This window comes from Microvirga arsenatis (genome assembly GCF_009910705.1).
GTDB classification, from domain to species: Bacteria; Pseudomonadota; Alphaproteobacteria; order Rhizobiales; family Beijerinckiaceae; genus Microvirga; species Microvirga arsenatis.
Window position 1 is genome coordinate 133,986 of the sequence record NZ_JAAAXJ010000005.1, and the last position, 16,087, is coordinate 150,072.

15 protein-coding genes are annotated in these 16,087 nt (G+C 67.3%); 6 read left to right on the forward strand and 9 right to left on the reverse strand.

The annotated features are described in order from the left end of the window. Window position 1 precedes the first annotated feature (1 nt). Genes GR303_RS11800 through GR303_RS11825 form a run of 6 tightly spaced genes read left to right on the forward strand, consistent with a single transcriptional unit; the run spans window position 2 to window position 5,212 of the window. Complete coding sequence (locus GR303_RS11800; RefSeq protein WP_161723419.1) at window positions 2-907, forward strand: ABC transporter permease; 906 nt, start codon at window positions 2-4, stop codon at window positions 905-907. 2 nt (window positions 908-909) lie between these two features. Continuing rightward, window positions 910-1,314: a cytidine deaminase gene (locus GR303_RS11805; RefSeq protein ID WP_161723420.1), complete on the forward strand. Its 405-nt coding sequence runs from the start codon at window positions 910-912 to the stop codon at window positions 1,312-1,314. Window positions 1,315-1,374: 60 nt separating this feature from the next. Continuing rightward, window positions 1,375-2,196, forward strand: a complete 822-nt coding sequence (locus tag GR303_RS11810; protein WP_161723421.1) for a purine-nucleoside phosphorylase — start codon at window positions 1,375-1,377, stop codon at window positions 2,194-2,196. Continuing rightward, a complete protein-coding gene (deoC, locus tag GR303_RS11815; protein ID WP_161723422.1) occupies window positions 2,189-2,950 on the forward strand; it encodes a deoxyribose-phosphate aldolase in 762 nt (253 codons plus the stop codon). The genes GR303_RS11810 and deoC overlap by 8 nt, the downstream gene beginning before the upstream one ends. A gap of 1 nt (window position 2,951) precedes the next feature. Then, complete coding sequence (gene deoA / locus GR303_RS11820; protein WP_161723423.1) at window positions 2,952-4,274, forward strand: thymidine phosphorylase; 1,323 nt, start codon at window positions 2,952-2,954, stop codon at window positions 4,272-4,274. Continuing rightward, window positions 4,271-5,212, forward strand: coding sequence for a 2-hydroxyacid dehydrogenase (locus GR303_RS11825; protein WP_161723424.1), 942 nt, complete (start codon window positions 4,271-4,273; stop codon window positions 5,210-5,212). Before deoA ends, GR303_RS11825 begins: the two co-directional genes overlap by 4 nt. A 120-nt stretch (window positions 5,213-5,332) precedes the next feature. Here GR303_RS11825 and GR303_RS11830 read toward each other — a convergent pair whose 3' ends face one another. The 9 genes from GR303_RS11830 to GR303_RS11870 all read right to left on the reverse strand — a co-directional run bounded on the left by GR303_RS11830 (window position 5,333) and on the right by GR303_RS11870 (window position 16,086). After that, a complete protein-coding gene (locus GR303_RS11830; protein ID WP_161723425.1) occupies window positions 5,333-6,184 on the reverse strand; it encodes a C40 family peptidase in 852 nt (283 codons plus the stop codon). Between the two features lie 63 nt (window positions 6,185-6,247). After that, window positions 6,248-7,648, reverse strand: a complete 1,401-nt coding sequence (locus GR303_RS11835; RefSeq protein ID WP_425487108.1) for a leucyl aminopeptidase family protein — start codon at window positions 7,646-7,648, stop codon at window positions 6,248-6,250. Window positions 7,649-8,171: 523 nt separating this feature from the next. Continuing rightward, window positions 8,172-9,074 carry a 2-dehydro-3-deoxygalactonokinase gene (locus GR303_RS11840; RefSeq protein WP_161723427.1) on the reverse strand — a complete coding sequence of 301 codons (903 nt, stop codon included), beginning with the start codon at window positions 9,072-9,074 and terminating at the stop codon, window positions 8,172-8,174. A gap of 46 nt (window positions 9,075-9,120) precedes the next feature. Next, a complete protein-coding gene (gene upp / locus GR303_RS11845; RefSeq protein WP_161723428.1) occupies window positions 9,121-9,750 on the reverse strand; it encodes a uracil phosphoribosyltransferase in 630 nt (209 codons plus the stop codon). A gap of 36 nt (window positions 9,751-9,786) precedes the next feature. Next, complete coding sequence (locus tag GR303_RS11850) at window positions 9,787-11,040, reverse strand: DUF1688 family protein (RefSeq protein ID WP_161723429.1); 1,254 nt, start codon at window positions 11,038-11,040, stop codon at window positions 9,787-9,789. A gap of 98 nt (window positions 11,041-11,138) precedes the next feature. Continuing rightward, entirely contained in the window at window positions 11,139-12,401 is a 1,263-nt protein-coding gene (locus GR303_RS11855; RefSeq protein WP_161723430.1) for a GTP cyclohydrolase II, read from the reverse strand. A 306-nt stretch (window positions 12,402-12,707) separates the two neighbouring features. After that, window positions 12,708-13,928: a phosphopentomutase gene (locus tag GR303_RS11860; protein ID WP_161723431.1), complete on the reverse strand. Its 1,221-nt coding sequence runs from the start codon at window positions 13,926-13,928 to the stop codon at window positions 12,708-12,710. A 98-nt stretch (window positions 13,929-14,026) separates the two neighbouring features. Beyond that, on the reverse strand, window positions 14,027-15,661 hold the full coding sequence (locus GR303_RS11865; RefSeq protein WP_201752024.1) for an ABC transporter ATP-binding protein: 1,635 nt from the start codon (window positions 15,659-15,661) through the stop codon (window positions 14,027-14,029). Further along, window positions 15,652-16,086: a type II toxin-antitoxin system VapC family toxin gene (locus tag GR303_RS11870; RefSeq protein WP_161723432.1), complete on the reverse strand. Its 435-nt coding sequence runs from the start codon at window positions 16,084-16,086 to the stop codon at window positions 15,652-15,654. Before GR303_RS11870 ends, GR303_RS11865 begins: the two co-directional genes overlap by 10 nt. Window position 16,087 lies beyond the last annotated feature (1 nt).

Below are 16,087 nucleotides of genomic sequence, written 5' to 3' on the forward strand. Positions count from 1 at the left end.
CATGGATCTCGGCATTCTCGTCACGGTTCTCGACTCGGCCCTGCGCCTCTCGATCCCGCTGCTCGCCGCATGCCTGGCCGGCCTCTGGTCCGAGCGCTCCGGGGTGGTGGATATCGGTCTCGAGGGCAAGATGCTGGTGGCGGCTTTCGCCAGCGCCGCAGGAGCCTATGTCTTCGGCTCCGCCTGGACCGGCCTTCTGGTCGGCATCGCAGCCTCGGTCGTGATCGGGCTCGTTCACGGCTTTGCCTCCATCAGCCAGCGCGGCAACCAGATCGTCTCCGGCGTCGCCATCAACATGCTGGCGGCGGGCCTTACCGCCATCGTGGGCAATGCCTGGTACGGGCAGGGCGGGCGCACGCCGCCGCTCGAAGGCGATCAGCGCTTCGGCGGCGTGCTCTTCGGCCATTCGGCTCTGGTCTACGTGGTCCTGCTCGCCGTGCCGGTGACCTGGTTCGTGCTCGGCCATACCCGCTTCGGGCTCCGCCTGCGGGCCGTGGGCGAGAACCCGGCGGCGGTGGACACCGCGGGAATCTCGGTCACGGGGTTGCGCTACACGGCGGTCATCATCGCGGGCGTCCTGTGTGGACTGGCCGGCGCCTATCTCTCGGTCGGGCAGGCGGCGGGCTTCCTGCCGAACATGACGGCGGGTCGAGGCTTCATCGCGCTCGCCGCGCTCATCTTCGCCAAGTGGCGGGCGTGGCCGGCGCTGGGCGCCTGCTTCCTCTTCGGCCTGCTCGATGCGAGCGCCAACCAGCTGCAGGGCCTCTCGCTGCCCGGTATCGGCGAGGTGCCGGTGCAGGCGATCCAGGCGCTGCCCTATCTCATGACCGTGATCCTGCTCGCCGGCGTCATCGGCAAGGCGATCCCGCCCCGCGCCGCCGGCGTGCCCTATGTGAAGGAGCGCTGAGCATGGCGTCTCTCGACACCCTGTTCGAGGCGGCCAGGGCGATCCAGGCCAAGGCCTATGCACCCTATTCCCGCTTCAAGGTCGGCGCCGCAATCGCTACGGCGGACGGCCGGATTTTTGCCGGCTGCAACGTGGAGAACGCGGCCTATCCGGTGGGCTCCTGCGCGGAAGCCGGCGCCATCGCGGCCATGGTCGCGGGCGGCGCGAGCCGCATCGCCGAGATCGTGGTGATGGGCGAGGGCGAGCATCTCGTGACCCCCTGCGGCGGCTGCCGCCAGCGCATCCGCGAGTTCGCCGCGCCCGAGACGCCGATCCATGTGGCAGGACCCGAGGGCATCCGGAAAAGCTTTACCCTCGACGAGTTGCTGCCGTTCTCGTTCGGGCCCGACAACCTGAGCGACCGGTAGAGCGCGTTTCGACCTAAGTTAGAGAATGGAAGGACGGCCTGCGATTCAAGGCCTGAAGCGATGACGATGCAGCAGATGATTCAGGAAGCGGCCGAGTTCGTGCGCGGACGCGGCTTCGACGGCCAATTCGATGCGGCCTTCGTGCTCGGCACCGGGCTCGGCCCCTTGGTCGACGAGGTGAGCGATGCGGTGAGCCTCGCCTATGCCGAGATCCCACATTTCCCGAGAAGCCGCGTCTCAGGCCACGCGGGCAAGCTCGTGGCAGGCACCCTCGAGGGCAAGCGCGTGCTCCTGTTCCAGGGCCGCGCGCATTACTACGAAACGGGCGATGCGGGCGCGATGCGCATCCCCGTCGCCTTCGTGAAGGAACTCGGCGTTCCGGTTTTCGTCGCCACCAATGCAGCGGGATCCGTGCGTGCGGAAATCCGCCCGGGCAGCCTTGTTGCCATTAGCGACCATCTCAACCTCTCGGGGGCCAATCCGCTGCTGCGCGATCACACGGAAGGACGCTTCGTCTCGCTCACGGGTGCCTACGATGCGGGTCTGCGCCAGACCCTGCAGCGCGCCGCGCAGAAGACCGGCATCGAGCTGCCCGAGGGCGTCTATGCCTGGCTTTCCGGTCCGAGCTTCGAGACGCCGGCCGAGATCAAGATGGTGCAGATCCTCGGCGGCGATCTTGTGGGCATGTCCACGGTGCCGGAGGTGATCCTCGCGCGCTATTACGGCCTGAAGGTTGCGGCCATTTCCGTGGTCACCAACCTCGCGGCCGGCATCGAGGGCGCCTCGCCCTCGCACCAGGAGACCAAGGACACGGCGGCGGAAGCCTCCGAGAAGTTCAAGCGTCTCATCCGATCCTTCGTCGCGGAGCTGTCCCATGTCTGATGCGCAAATCGCCGTGCGCGCCCTGCGCAGCCTCGACCTCACCGACCTGACGGATACCTGCACCGATCAGGCCATCGATGCGCTCTGCAAGAAGGCGCTCGATCCGCGCGGGCCGGTGGCGGCCGTGTGCGTATGGCCGCAATTCGTGAAGCGTGCGCAGGAAAACCTGAAGGGCTCGACCGTGCGCATCGCCACGGTGGTCAACTTCCCCGCCGGTGGCGAGGATGTGAGCCGTGTTTCGGACGACACGCAGGAAGCGCTCTCCGACGGCGCCAACGAAATCGATCTCGTGATCCCCTACGAGGCCGTGCGTCGCGGCGACCTCGGCGCGGCCGCGGAGATGGTGGAGGCGGTGCGCGAGCTCGTCGACGGTGACCGCCTGCTGAAGGTGATCCTGGAGACCGGAGAGCTGAAGGATCCGAAGCTCATCGAAGCCGCAAGCCTGGTCGCCATCGAGGCCGGCGCGGACTTCATCAAGACGTCGACCGGCAAGACGCCGGTTTCGGCCACGCCTGAGGCGGCCGAGATCATGCTCAGGGCCATCAGGGCGTCAGGTCGCCCGGTGGGCCTGAAGCCTTCCGGCGGTATCCGGACGGTCGCCGATGCGGGAGTCTATCTCAATCTCGCCGATCAGATCATGGGACCGGGCTGGGCCACGCCGAAGACCTTCCGCATCGGCGCGAGCAGCGTCTATGACGCGCTGATCGCCGCCATCGAGGGACGGGAAGGCACCACGGTTTCCGGAGCCTACTGACATGAGCCTTCTTCCGCAGGAAATCATCCGTCGCAAGCGCGACGGCGGCACGCTGGATGCCGAGCATATCGAGCAGTTCATCGAAGGCTTGACGGCTGGTCGCGTCACCGAAGGCCAGGCAGCCTCCTTCGCCATGGCGATCTTCTTCCGCGGTCTCTCCGTACCGGAGCGCGTGGCGCTGACGCGCGCCATGATGAATTCTGGCACGGTGCTGAGCTGGGATCTGCCGGGCCCGGTGCTCGACAAGCACTCCACCGGCGGCGTCGGCGATACGGTCAGCCTTGCGCTCGGTCCTGCGGTGGCGGCCTGCGGCGGCTATGTGCCGATGATCTCCGGCCGCGGCCTCGGCCATACCGGCGGCACCCTCGACAAGTTCGATTCCATCCCGGGCTATGTCACGCAGCCCGACATCGAGACCTTTCGTCGTGTCACGCGCGAGGTGGGCTGCGCCATCATCGGACAGACGGCGGATCTCGCGCCCGCCGACAAGCGCCTCTATGCCATCCGCGACGTGACGGCGACGGTGGAGTCCATCGATCTCATCACAGCCTCCATCCTGTCGAAGAAGCTCTCCGCAGGGCTGCAAGGCCTCGTGATGGACGTGAAGTTCGGCTCCGGCGCCTTCATGGACAATGCGGAGGATGCGCGAAGGCTCGCCGAGAGCCTAGTGCTCGTCGCCAACGGCGCGGGCCTGCCCACGAGCGCGCTGCTCACCGACATGAACGAGCCGCTGGCATCTGCCGCCGGCAATGCGGTCGAGATGGCCTATGCGGTCGACTACCTGACGGGCCGCCGCCGCGAGAGGCGCTTCCATGAAGTGACGGTGGAACTCTCCGCCGAGATGCTGGTGCTCGGCAGGCTCGCTGCCGATATCAATGAGGCGCGCGCGAAGGTCGAGCATGCCATTTCCTCCGGCAAGGCTGCCGAGGTGTTCCAGCACATGGTCTCCGCTCTCGGCGGCCCTGCCGACTTCCTGGAGAATTCCGAAAGGCACCTGCAGGCGGCGCCTGTGATCCGCGCCGTTCATGCTGATCGCTCCGGCATCGTGCAGAGCATCGCCACGCGCGACGTGGGTGTCGCCGTCGTGGCGCTCGGCGGCGGTCGCACGCGGCCGCAGGATCCCATCGATCACGCCGTCGGCCTCACGGAGCTTGCCGGCATCGGCGAAGCGGTCGACGCGTCGCGCCCGCTCGCCATGGTGCATGCCCGCAGCGAGGATGCGGCCGAGGCGGCGGCGAGGGCCGTACGGGCCGCCTACACGCTGAGCGATGCGAAAGCCGCTCCCGGCCCCAGTATCCTCGAGCGGATCGGAGCGAGCGCATGAGCCTTCTCGTTGCCGTCACCTGGGAGACGCAGCCCTGGGTCGAGCGCTTCAAGCGGCTCCTGCCCGACCGCGACATCGTGGTGCTCGGAGAGAATTTCGACAGGAGCGCGATCCGCTATGTGGCGACCTGGGGACCGAAGCCCGGCAGCCTCTCCGGTCTTCCCAATCTCGAAGCGATCTTCTCGCTCGGTGCCGGCGTCGATCACCTGATGAGCTATCCCGACCTGCCTGACGTGCCCATCGTGCGCGTGGCGCAGGACGATCTCACCCATCGCATGAGCGAGTACATGGTGCTGCACTGCCTCATGTACCTGCGCGATCAGCGCCGCTTCGACGAGGACCAGAAGGCCAAGCGCTGGAGGCCCGACCGCGCGCCGCCGATTGCGGGCGACGTGCGCGTCGGCATCATGGGCTTCGGCGTGCTCGGGCAGGATTCCGCCCGCAAGCTGAAGGTCATGGGCTTCGATGTCGCCGGCTGGAGCCGCACGCCAAAGCAAGTCGAGGGCTTCGAGGTCTTTGCGGGGGAGGAGGGGTTGACGCCGTTCCTCAACCGCACCGACATCCTGATCGCCCTCATGCCGCTCACGCCGGAGACGAAGGGCATCCTCAACCGCTCCCTGTTCGAGAAGCTCGCCCGCGACGGCAGGCTCGGCGGGCCGATCCTCATCAATGCGGGACGCGGCAAGCTGCAGGTGGAGGCGGACATCCTCGCCTGCCTCGACGACGGCACCCTGAAGGCCGCCACCCTCGACGTGTTCGAAACCGAGCCCCTGCCGGAGGACTCGCCGCTCTGGACGCATCCGCGCGTCACGGTCACGCCGCACAACTCGGCGACCAGCGAGCCGGAAGCGACCGCACGCTACATCGCGCAGCAGATCCGCCGCCACGAGGCGGGGGAGCCGTTCGAGAACGTGGTGGATAAAAAGCGCGGGTATTGATGGGAGGTTTGGCGTCATCCCGGACGCCGCAAGGCGATCCGGGATCGTTCTCAGGACAAAGCGCCACTCTCGTCTCGGGATCCCGGGTTCTGCTGCGCAGCCCCGGGATGACGATGATCTTCAACCCAATCGCTTGATCGCGCTGATCGGGCCGTAGCTCCTCAGGCGGATGCGCTCCTCCGCCACCGCCAGCGGCTCGATCATGACGGTCATGCTGTGGCCTGTGGCATGGATGAAATTGGTTTCGTCCATCATCAGACCCACATGGCCCTTCCAGAACACGAGATCGCCGCGCCGAAGGCCGCTCAGATCCGGCTTGACCTCCACAGGCGTGCCGAGATCGCGCTCCTGCATGTCGCTGTCGCGCGGGGCCTTGATGCCGACGGCCGCCAACGCAGTCTGTGCCAGTCCCGAGCAGTCGATGCCGAGGCTCGTCTTGCCGCCCCAGAGATAGGGCGTGTGCAGGAAACGCTCGGCCACGGCCACGTAATCCGTCTCGAACGCATCGAGGCCCGCGAGATGCGCGGCGAAGACCCAGCCGCCGGTGGCGAGCCGCGCGTAGTCGCCCTGGGTCTCCATGACGGCAATCCTGGAGTTCAGGGTCAGGTAGTCCTGATGCGGCAGTTTCAGGTTCGGTCCGGGATAGACGAAGGTCCGGATGGCGCGCACCTTGTGGGTCGGCTCAGGCCCCGCCTCGCCCAGCGCCTCGCTCGGCAGGTAGCCCACATAGCCGTCCTCGTGAAGCTGCACCCAGGCCCAGCCCTCGTGCTCGTCATAGACCGTCACGCTCTCCCCGAAGATCGCCTGCGTATCCACGGGCGCCTCGCGGGAGGGATGGCGGTGCAGGGGCGAGAAGGACGCAGCGACGCGCTTGACCGTGCCGGTCGTGAACCGCTCGGCCTCCACCTGCCCGCGCAGTCGCTCGTCGGCAAGGTCGGCGCGGACAGGGGTGATGCGGCGGTCAAAGCTCATCGGGGCAAACTCCTGAACGATCGTGTTGTCTTCTACTCTTTCCGGGACGCTGCCGCCACCCGCTCAAGCGCCATAGCGCTCCTTCAGGAGAGCATACATGAGGCGGGCCGCCTGAACCTCGCCGCCCTCCGGCCGCCCGGGCCGCGTGGCGTTGTTCCAGGCGAAGATGTCGAAATGCACATGCGCCTTCGCCGCCTGCACGAAGCGGCGCAGGAACAGGGCCGCCGTGATCGAGCCGGCCATCGGCCCGCCGGTGTTGTTCATGTCGGCGAACTTGGAATCGAGTTGGGCTTGGTAAGGATACCAGAGCGGCAGGCGCCAGACGGGATCGTTCACGGCCATGCCGTGCCGGGCAATATCGGCGGCGAGCGCATCGTCGTCGGTGTAGAAGGGCGGCAGCTCGGGGCCGAGCGCCACGCGGGCCGCGCCCGTGAGCGTGGCGAAGTCGACGACGAGTTCGGGGCTCTCCTCGTCGGCGAGGGCCAGCGCGTCGGCCAGGATGAGCCGGCCTTCCGCATCCGTGTTGCCGATCTCGACCGAGATCCCTTTCCGGCTCGGCAGGATGTCGCCGGGCCGGAAGGCGTTGCCGGCGATCGCGTTCTCCACGGCGGGAATGAGCACGCGCAGCCGCACGGGCAGCTTCGCGCCCATGATCATGTCGGCGAGCGCGAGGGTCGCCGCGGCGCCGCCCATGTCCTTGCGCATGAGCAGCATGGAGGAGGCGGGCTTGATGTCGAGGCCGCCGGTGTCGAAGGCCACTCCCTTGCCGACGAGGGTGACGCGCGGCGCATCGTCCTTGCCCCAGGTGAAGTCGATGAGACGCGGCGGCGTGGTAGAGGCGCGGCCCACCGCATGGATCATCGGAAAGTTCTGCTTCAGCAGGTCGTCGCCGACGATGCTGGTAAAGGAGGCTCCGTGCCGGTCCGCCAGCTGACGGGCGGCCGCCTCGATCCCGTCGGGACCGAGATCGCTCGTCGGCGTGTTGACGAGATCGCGGCTTGCCGCGACGGCATTCGCGATGCGCGTCACATCCTCCGCATCGACGCCGTTCGGCACCACGAGGCGAACGGACTTCTCGTTGCGCTTGCGATAGCGGGAAAAGCCGTAGCTGCCGAGCAGCCAGGCGAGGGTGGCGAGCGTCGGGTCCGGCGCCTCCGTCTCGAAGCGGTAGACGCCCTCCGGCAGGAGGGTGGAAAGCTTGCCGGGCAGGAACGGATCGCTGTTCCTGGCATCTGCCCCGTTGAGGCCGAAGACGACGCCAAGAAGGTCACCATTCGCATCCGGCAACAGGCAATGGCTCCCGGCCTTGCCTTCGAAACCTTGCGCCTTCGCGAATCCCCGGGCCGCCGGCGGGAGCTGCCCGGCGATGTCCGGCCAGGTCTGCTCGGTCACGAGCCAGACCGGCTTCGAGGCTTCGTTCGCGTCGGCGAGGAGAGGGTGGGGCATGGATTCGGGCCTTGGCATTTAAGACGAGGGTTTGGGTGAGTCTTAAGGGCGAACGGAATGCGTGTCATCCCGCCCTAGTCGTCATCCCGGACGGCGAAGCCGATCCGGGATCGGGTGCAGGATGGAGCGCGTATTTCCCTCCCCCTTGCGGGGAGGCCCAGGGTGGGGTGCCAGCGCTGTTCTCGCTTCAGGATGCGCCGCGGGTGCTACAGCCCACCTCTCCCCGGCGGGGAGAGGTCGAGCAACAGCGAGGGTGAGGGGGAGAGCGGGTGCCGGAGAGGACACTAACCCCTCACCCGGACCTGACGGTCCGACCTCTCCCTCAGGGAGAGGTGAGCCAGCGCCAGGCCTGCATAGGCTCTCGCTCATACCCCCACCTCCACCTCCTCCCCAGCGCAAGTCGGGTGTTCCCGACTTGCGGCAGACCCAAGACAAGTCTCGGGCAAGCCCGAGGCTTGTGGGGGAGGAGGGCTAGTTGGGCCACACTCGTCACACGATCCCGGGTTCTGCTGCGCCGCAGAACCCGGGATGACGGTCACATTCAGGCGCTTGAATGCTGGCGAACGATCCGTGCAAGTCCCGCGATGAGAGCCTGCTGCGTGTCTTTGATCTCGGCCCTGATCCCGTGGCGCTCGAGCGCGTGGACATAGAGCTCTGCGCGCTCGGGGGCGGCCAGGATCGTCACGGAGGAGGGGCGGCCGAACTGGGACAGAGCGCCGTTGATCTCGTCGCCCGTGAGGAGGCCGGAGAGATAGGGCGCGAGCAGGCTGCTGTGCATGCGGTTTGAGACGACGGAGGCGCGGGCGCTGAACAGAAGGTGCAGCAGGCCCGCCCGCGCCTCGCCGGCATTGCGCTCGGCCGCATCGAGGCCGCGATCGAAGCCCCTCGGATCCTGCGGCTCCGTGGCCGGGCGGCCGATCATGGAATGCTCGCGCAGGAGCGCATACATCTCGCCGGTCATGAAAGTGGCGAAGCGCTCGACGCGCCCGTTCTTCATCAGGATCCACTTGGGATGCGTGCCGGCCGAGCAGATCAGGCCATCCTCGATCCCGGTGCCCATCGCCAGGGTCTCCTCGCCGCGCATCACGTCCGCCGCGCCGGAGGCGGGTTCGCAGAACAGGCCTGGAATGATGTAGCCCTTGCGCCCGTTCCCGAGATCCACCGGCACGAGCGCCTGCGCGATCTCGGCAGGACCCGCAGGGCAGGAGGCATAGGGCGCCTCGACCCAGCCTTCGCGGCTTCCCACCATGCCGACGAGCAGAACCGGCGCATCGGGCTCGGCCTGAAGCCACGATCCGCACTGGCGCAGGAACACGTCCCGGTGCTGGCCTTGTCGGAGGGCGGAGACGCCCTCCTCGGACGAGACCTGATCGAGAACCGTCTCGTTCTCGATCAGATAGCCGCGGAAGCGCGTGGTTCCCCAGTCGGCGACGATGAAGCGCAAGGCCGGTGATCCCCGTTGACGATACGAGGGAATAAGTCCCTGAACCCTAGCGCGTTCCGTACATGCGGTCGCCGGCGTCGCCCAGGCCCGGCACGATGTAGCCGTGGTCGTTCAGGCGCTCGTCCACGGCCGCGGTCCAGATGTGGACGTCGGGATGGGCGCCGCGCAGCTTCTCGATGCCCTCCGGCGCGGCGAGCAGGCAGACGAAGCGCAGGTCCTTGGCGCCGCGCTCCTTGAGCCGGTCGATGGCCGCCACGGCCGAGTTGGCGGTGGCCAGCATGGGATCGAGCACCAGCACCATGCGGTCGGCGAGATCGGACGGGGCCTTGAAGTAGTATTCCACCGCCTGGAGCGATTCCGGATCGCGATAGAGGCCGATATGGGCCACGCGGGCCGCCGGAACGAGGGTGAGCATGCCATCGAGGAAGCCGACGCCCGCGCGCAGGATCGGGGCGAAGACCAGCTTCTTGCCGGCGATCTGCACGCCTTCCATCGTGGTGAGCGGCGTCTCGATCTCGATGCGCTCCATCGGCAGGTCGCGGGTGACCTCGTAGCAGAGCAGCATGCCGATCTCGTTGAGGAGCTGGCGGAAGCCCTTTGTCGAGCGTTGCTTGTCCCGCATCAGCGTCAGCTTGTGCTGAACCAGCGGATGATCGACCACCGTGACGCCCTGCATGCCTTGTCCCTCTTTGATTGCCGTTTGCCGATTCATCTAAAACACCGTCCCGTCGCTGATCACGCTGAGAGGAGGCGAGCCGTCGCCGCGCTTCTCCTTCGCGAGTCTGCGCCCTGTCGCCCAGGTCCCGCCTTCGAGCGCCTTGGCCAGGGGAAAGTCCGCCGCGGCAAATCCTAGCTTCGCCCGGATCGGTTCGGCAATGCGGTCGAGAAGGGCCACCGTCAAGGCCCTCCACTCCACGACGAGGGGGGAATCCACCGCATGCGCGCGGTCGGCGTCGCCCCGATCCTTGAGAGCGATCACGCCGGTGTCGAGAAACAGCCCGCCGTTGCGGTATTCGGGCAGACCCGTGAGCCCGTCTACCTCGACCACGGAAAAGCCGGCCCATTCGAGCGGCTCGATCAGCGAATAGGAGAGCCACTGGGAGAGCTTGTGGAAGGGGATGAGCCCCTTCGTGGCATCCGGCGCCTCCACCAGCGGATGGCGCCAGGTGTCGCCGAGATCGACGCCCCCGAGCGCGATCCGGCCCGGCCAGATGGGCCCGAGATGGGTGAGGAGCGCCTCGAGAATCGCGGTCGCCCTGATGCGGTCATCCTCGGTGGTTGCCGCGATGACGTCGAAGAGGCCGCCGGGGCGGGGGTCGTCCACCTGCCCGAAGATGTCCGGGTTCGTGGCCACCACGCGGCCCAGCCGGTTGAGGAGCGCGGCGCGGCCCTCCAGCCCCACGAGCGGATTGCCGTCGGAAACCTGGAAGCCTTCGGCCAGATCCTGCGCCGTCAAGGTCATCAGCACGTCCGCATCGACCCGGAACGGGTCCTCGGGCCGGCTGGAGAAGGCGCCGCTCACGAACATGTCGAAGCTTGCCACCGCAAGCCCCTCGGAGCGGATGTAGGTTTCTCCCGTGCGGCCTTCCTCGTAGCGCCATTGCGCGCCTGCGCCCGCATCGAGCAGCACGGAGACGATGGCGAGATCGAAGGCGGCGCGGCCCATGTCGGCGGCACTCTCCCAGGAGGCGCCGTGCATCACCGCGCCCCAGCGCTCATGCCCTCCGGCGGCGAAGTGGCGCCAGCGGGCATGGAAGGGAATGTCGAGGGAGGGATAGGCCGCGCGGATCGTCGCCACCACCTCGTCGGCGCAGGGCTCGAGCCGGCTCAGGTCGACCGTGAAATGCTGCAGGCGTCCGTCGAGGCCGGCCTGGAGAAGCTGGTGGGAGCGCTCCCGCACCGCGGCGGCGGAGAGGAGGGTGCGGGCGGCTTGCGTTTCGGGGGAAGGGGTCTGCTGGTCCGTCACGAAGGGCTCCGGTGCTCTCGGTGGGAGAGCGATAGCACAGTCTCGGCCGAGCGCAGCATGCGCCCGCTCGGCCGTTGCTGAGAAGGTTAAGACACGCGTCAGAAGCGTTCGAGATCCCGGCCCTTCACCTGGTCCAGGGCGGAAGGATCCGGCGCGCCGTCGGGCGTGTAGTAGCCGGCGGCCTTCTTCGCTTCGAGCTCGACTTGCGCGTCCGGCGGCACCAGCTCGGGCGGAATCGGCACGCGCTCCACCACCTCGATGCCGGAGCCGGTGATGGCGTCGTACTTCATGTTGGACATGGACATGAGCCGGTCGATGCGGCGGATGCCGAGCCAGTGCAGCACATCGGGCATCAGCTGCTGGAAGCGTGCGTCCTGCACGCCGGCCACGCATTCCGTGCGCTCGAAATAGGTGGCGGCCGAGTCGCCGCCCTCCTGCCGCTTGCGCGCGTTGTAGACCAGGAACTTGGTGACCTCGCCGAGCGCGCGGCCCTCCTTGCGGTTGTAGGCGATCACGCCGACGCCGCCGGCCTGCGCTTCCTTCACGCATTCCTCGATGCCGTGCACGAGGTAGGGCCGGCAGGTGCAGATGTCGGAGCCGAACACGTCGGAGCCGTTGCACTCGTCGTGCACGCGGCAGGCGATGCGCGTCTTCGGATCGCTCAGGCGCGCCACGTCGCCCACCACATAGACCGTGGTGTTGCCGATGGGCGGCAGGAACACGCTCATGTCGGGGCGCGTCACCAGTTCCGGGAACATGCCGCCGGTCTGCTCGAACAGGGTGCGCCGCAGTTCGACCTCGGAGCAGCCGAAGCGCTCGGCGATGCCGGGCAGATACCACACGGGATCGACGGCGATCTTCGTCACCGAGATGTCGCCGGATTCGTGCAGGAACCCGCCGTCGGCCTTCAGGCGCTTCGCCCCCATGGCGGCCAGGATCTCCGGCATGTTGAGGCGCGCCTTGGTCACGGCGATCGAGGGGCGGATATCGACGCCGCCTGCAATATCGTCCTGGAAGACCTGGCCGACGAGATGCCCCCAGGGGTCGAGGGACACGATCTTGCCCGGCTCGAACCATTGCGGATGCGGACCGATCTCGGCGGTCGGGTGCGTGTTGTGCAGGTCGGGCCGCGACAGCGGGTTGAGCGCCCGGGCCGAGATGGCGAGCGCCCTGTAGAGGGAATAGGAGCCGCCATGGGCGCCGATCACGTTCCGGTCGGCCGGGTTGGTGACGGTGCCGATGATCGGCCCGCGCTCCTTGGGCTCCTTGGCGCCCCACTTGATCGGATGCTTGATGGTGCCTGCGTTCGGCTCGGGGTGGGAGGTGAGCCGGATATGGGTCGAGCGGTTGGGTGAGCTCATGAACGATCTTCCACGCGAGAACGGGAAGACTCCCACAACTGATCGTCGGAGAGCCTCCATACGATCTATGGAAGAGTGATCTAAAGTTTCGAGGGCGTCAATGGGAGGGGAGAGAGCTTGGCCTTGATGCGGCTGCTTGCCAGAAGGGGGCTGGATGACGGCGCGGACGAACGGTCAAGATTGCTCCCGGATCAAGGTGGTCATCCCGGACGGAGCGTCAGCGGAGATCCGGGATCGGTTCCAGGATGAGGCGCTATTCTTGTCATACGATCCCGGATCGGCTTTGCCGTCCGGGATGACGCCCCCTTAAAGCCAGGACGTTCCCTTGCCCGGATGCCGCAGCCCGAGATGGGCCAGCACGCTCGCCCCGATATCGGCAAAGCTCTCCCGCCGCCCGATGGCGCCAGGCTTCACCCCGGATCCGAAGCTCAGGATCGGCACGTGCTCGCGGGTGTGGTCGGAGCCGCGCCAGGAGGGGTCGTTGCCGTGGTCGGCGGTGATGATCGCGAGGTCGCCCGGCTCGAGAGCGGCCTCGATCTCCGGAATGCGCCGGTCGAAGGCCTCCAGCGCGGCGGCATAGCCCGGGATGTCGCGGCGATGGCCGAACTCGCTGTCGAAATCGACCAGGTTGGCGAAGACGAAGCCCCCGTCCGGCAGGCTCCCCATCGCCGCGATGGCCGCCGACAGGCAGGCGTCGTTGCCGTTCGGCTTGATCTCCCGGCCCGTCGAGCGGTGGGCGAAGATGTCGCCGATCTTGCCCACCGTGACCACGGAGCGCCCGGCCTTGGCCAAGGTGTCGAGGATGGTGTCGGAGGGCGGCGGGGTGGCGAAGTCCTTGCGGTTGCCGGTGCGCTTGAAGCCGGCTTCCTCCGAGCCGACGAAGGGGCGGGCGATCACGCGGCCGATCCTGTATGCGTCGCAGAGCTCGCGGCCGATCCGGCACAGCTCGTAGAGCCGGTCCAGCCCGAAGCTTTCCTCGTGCGCCGCGATCTGCAGCACGCTGTCGACGGAGGTGTAGACGATGGGCTTGCCGGTGCGCATGTGCTCCGCGCCGCATTCGTCGATGATGGCGGTGCCGGAGGCATGCTTGTTGCCGAGGATGCCGGGGAGATTGCCCCGCGCGATCAGCGCAGCCGTCAGCTCTTCCGGAAAGGTGGGAACGGTGTTGGGGAAATAGCCCCAGTCGAAGGCGACAGGGACGCCGGCGATCTCCCAGTGGCCCGACGGCGTGTCCTTGCCCTTGGAGGTCTCCACGCCATAGCCCCAGGAGCCTTTGAGCGTGCCTCTCGGCTCCAGGTTCGGCGGCAGGCGCCCCGTCGAGGCCTCGCAGGCGAGCCCGAGGCCGAGCGCCGCCATGTGCGGCAGGTGCAGCGGGCCCTGGCGCAGGCCGGTCTGGTCGCCGCGCCCTTCGGCACAGGCCACAGCGATGTGCCCGACCGTGTCGGCACCGGCATCGCCATAAGCATCGGCGTCTTCCGCCCCGCCGACGCCGACGGAATCAAGCACGATGAGAAGAGCGCGAGGCATCCGTTCCAAATCCTTCAAGCCACGGGAATCATGACTGATACGTCATTGCGGCGAAAGATGCGACGGCCGTGAGCCCGCCAGGCCCGACCGTCACAATCTTATTCCCGAACGGCATCCGAAGCGGCCGTCTCGAGGTTGAACGCCGCCGCGAACAGGGCCTTCGTGTAATCCGTCCGGGGCGCCGCGAAGATGCTCTCGGCGGAGCCCTCCTCGACGATCCGGCCGTTCTGCATCACCACCACGTGGTTGGCCAGCGCGCGCACGACCTTGAGGTCATGGCTGATGAACATGTAGGCGAGGTCGCGCCGCCGCTGAAGGTCGCGCAGCAGCTCCACGATCTGCGCCTGCACGGACATGTCGAGGGCCGAGGTCGGCTCGTCGAGCATGATGAATTGCGGCTCCAGCGCCATGGCGCGGGCAATGGCGATGCGCTGGCGCTGGCCGCCGGAGAATTCATGCGGGTAGCGGTCCATGCTGGCCGGATCGAGGCCCACATCGTGCAGGGCTCTCGCCACCACGTCGCGGCGCTGCGCGTAAGTGAGGCCCTTGTCCTGGACGAGCAGCCCTTCCTCCACGATCTCGGCGATCGACATGCGCGGCGAGAGGGAGCCGTAAGGGTCCTGGAACACCACCTGGAGGTTCTTGCGCATCGGGCGGATGTCCCGCGCGCGCAGGCCGTCGATGCGGTTGCCGAGGAACACGACCGGGCCTTCCGAGCGCACGAGGCGCAGGATCGCAAGCCCCAGCGTCGTCTTGCCGGAGCCGGACTCGCCGACGACCCCCACGGTCTCGCCTCGCCGCACGCGCACGGACACCCCGTCCACGGCCTTCACATGCCCGACCGTTCGCTGCAGGAAGCCGCGCTTGATCGGGAACCAGACCTTGATGGGACCCGCCTCGACGACGGTCGGCGCATCCGCCGGCACGGAATTGGCGCGCCCCTTCGGCTCCGCTGCCAGAAGTCGCTGCGTGTAGGGATGCTGCGGACGGCCGAAGACCTCCGCCACCGTTCCCTGCTCGACGATCTTTCCTTGCAGCATCACGCAGACGCGGTCGGCGATCTTCCTCACGATGCCGAGATCGTGGGTGATGAAGAGCATGGACATGCCGAGCCTGCTCTTCAGCCCGGCAAGCAGCTTGAGGATCTGCGCCTGCACCGTCACGTCCAGGGCCGTGGTGGGCTCGTCGGCGATGAAGAGGTCCGGCTCGTTGGCAAGCGCCATGGCGATCATCACGCGCTGGCGCTGGCCGCCGGAGAGCTGATGCGGATAGGCGCCGAGGCGGCTTTCGGCCTCGCGGATGCCCACGAGCTGCAGCAGCTCGAGCGTGCGGGCGCGCGCCTCGCGGTCGGAGAGGCCCTTGTGCAGCTTCAGGATCTCGCCGACCTGCCGCTCGATGGTGTGGAGCGGGTTGAGGGAGGTCATCGGCTCCTGGAACACCATGGTGATGTCGTTGCCGCGCACCTTGCGCATCTCGTTCTCGTCCGCGGCGATCAGGTCCCGGCCCTTGAACAGGACGCGGCCCGAGGGATGGTGCGCGGACGGGTAGGGGAGGAGCTTGAGGGCTGAGAGCGCCGTGACCGACTTGCCCGAGCCGGACTCGCCCACCAGCGCCACCGTCTCCCCTGGCATGACGTCGAAGGACACGCGGTCGACCGCCAGCATGTCGCGCCCGCCCTGGCGGAACGCGACGGAGAGATCCTGCACGGAGAGGAGGGGTTCTGTCACAGCCATTCGTTGGTATCGTGAATATGAGTGAGCTCAATCTGCTTCAGATTTGCGGGCAATCTCAACCGTTGGTCAGACGAGAAAAAGAGGCTGCACTCAGTGAGAAGGGCCGTCGCGATGTGGATGGCATCGGGCCCTTTATTGCCGAGCGTCGCTCGGATTTCGGCGCTGCGGCGTAAAACCGACCGATCCACCGGCCTGATCTCAAGAGTCTCGTCACTTGTAAGGAACTCTTCATAGATGCCGGCCAGCTTCTGGTCGCCATCTTTGAGCGGGCCGACGAGAACTTCGGCTAGGGTAAGCTCGCTGGTCACCAACTGGAGCAGACCGGCAGCTGCCTGCTCGAAAAGGAAGAGCAAGCCGTCATCTTCGCTTTCCACGAAGCGAATGACGGCGTTCGCGTCGAGGTAGGCTGACTTGATCGCGGTCAAC

Bases quoted from the DNA above. Each gene is read 5' to 3' on its own strand.
- GR303_RS11830 (WP_161723425.1), bottom strand. From the start codon at position 6,184: ATGAGCTTTGACCGCCGCATCACCCCTGTCCGCGCCGACCTTGCCGAC.
- GR303_RS11860 (WP_161723431.1), bottom strand. From the start codon at position 13,928: ATGCCTCGCGCTCTTCTCATCGTGCTTGATTCCGTCGGCGTCGGCGGG.
- deoC (WP_161723422.1), top strand. From the start codon at position 2,189: ATGTCTGATGCGCAAATCGCCGTGCGCGCCCTGCGCAGCCTCGACCTC.
- GR303_RS11835 (WP_425487108.1), bottom strand. From the start codon at position 7,648: ATGCCAAGGCCCGAATCCATGCCCCACCCTCTCCTCGCCGACGCGAAC.
- GR303_RS11855 (WP_161723430.1), bottom strand. From the start codon at position 12,401: ATGAGCTCACCCAACCGCTCGACCCATATCCGGCTCACCTCCCACCCC.
- GR303_RS11810 (WP_161723421.1), top strand. From the start codon at position 1,375: ATGACGATGCAGCAGATGATTCAGGAAGCGGCCGAGTTCGTGCGCGGA.
- GR303_RS11805 (WP_161723420.1), top strand. From the start codon at position 910: ATGGCGTCTCTCGACACCCTGTTCGAGGCGGCCAGGGCGATCCAGGCC.
- GR303_RS11865 (WP_201752024.1), bottom strand. From the start codon at position 15,661: ATGGCTGTGACAGAACCCCTCCTCTCCGTGCAGGATCTCTCCGTCGCG.
- GR303_RS11800 (WP_161723419.1), top strand. From the start codon at position 2: ATGGATCTCGGCATTCTCGTCACGGTTCTCGACTCGGCCCTGCGCCTC.
- upp (WP_161723428.1), bottom strand. From the start codon at position 9,750: ATGCAGGGCGTCACGGTGGTCGATCATCCGCTGGTTCAGCACAAGCTG.
- GR303_RS11825 (WP_161723424.1), top strand. From the start codon at position 4,271: ATGAGCCTTCTCGTTGCCGTCACCTGGGAGACGCAGCCCTGGGTCGAG.
- deoA (WP_161723423.1), top strand. From the start codon at position 2,952: ATGAGCCTTCTTCCGCAGGAAATCATCCGTCGCAAGCGCGACGGCGGC.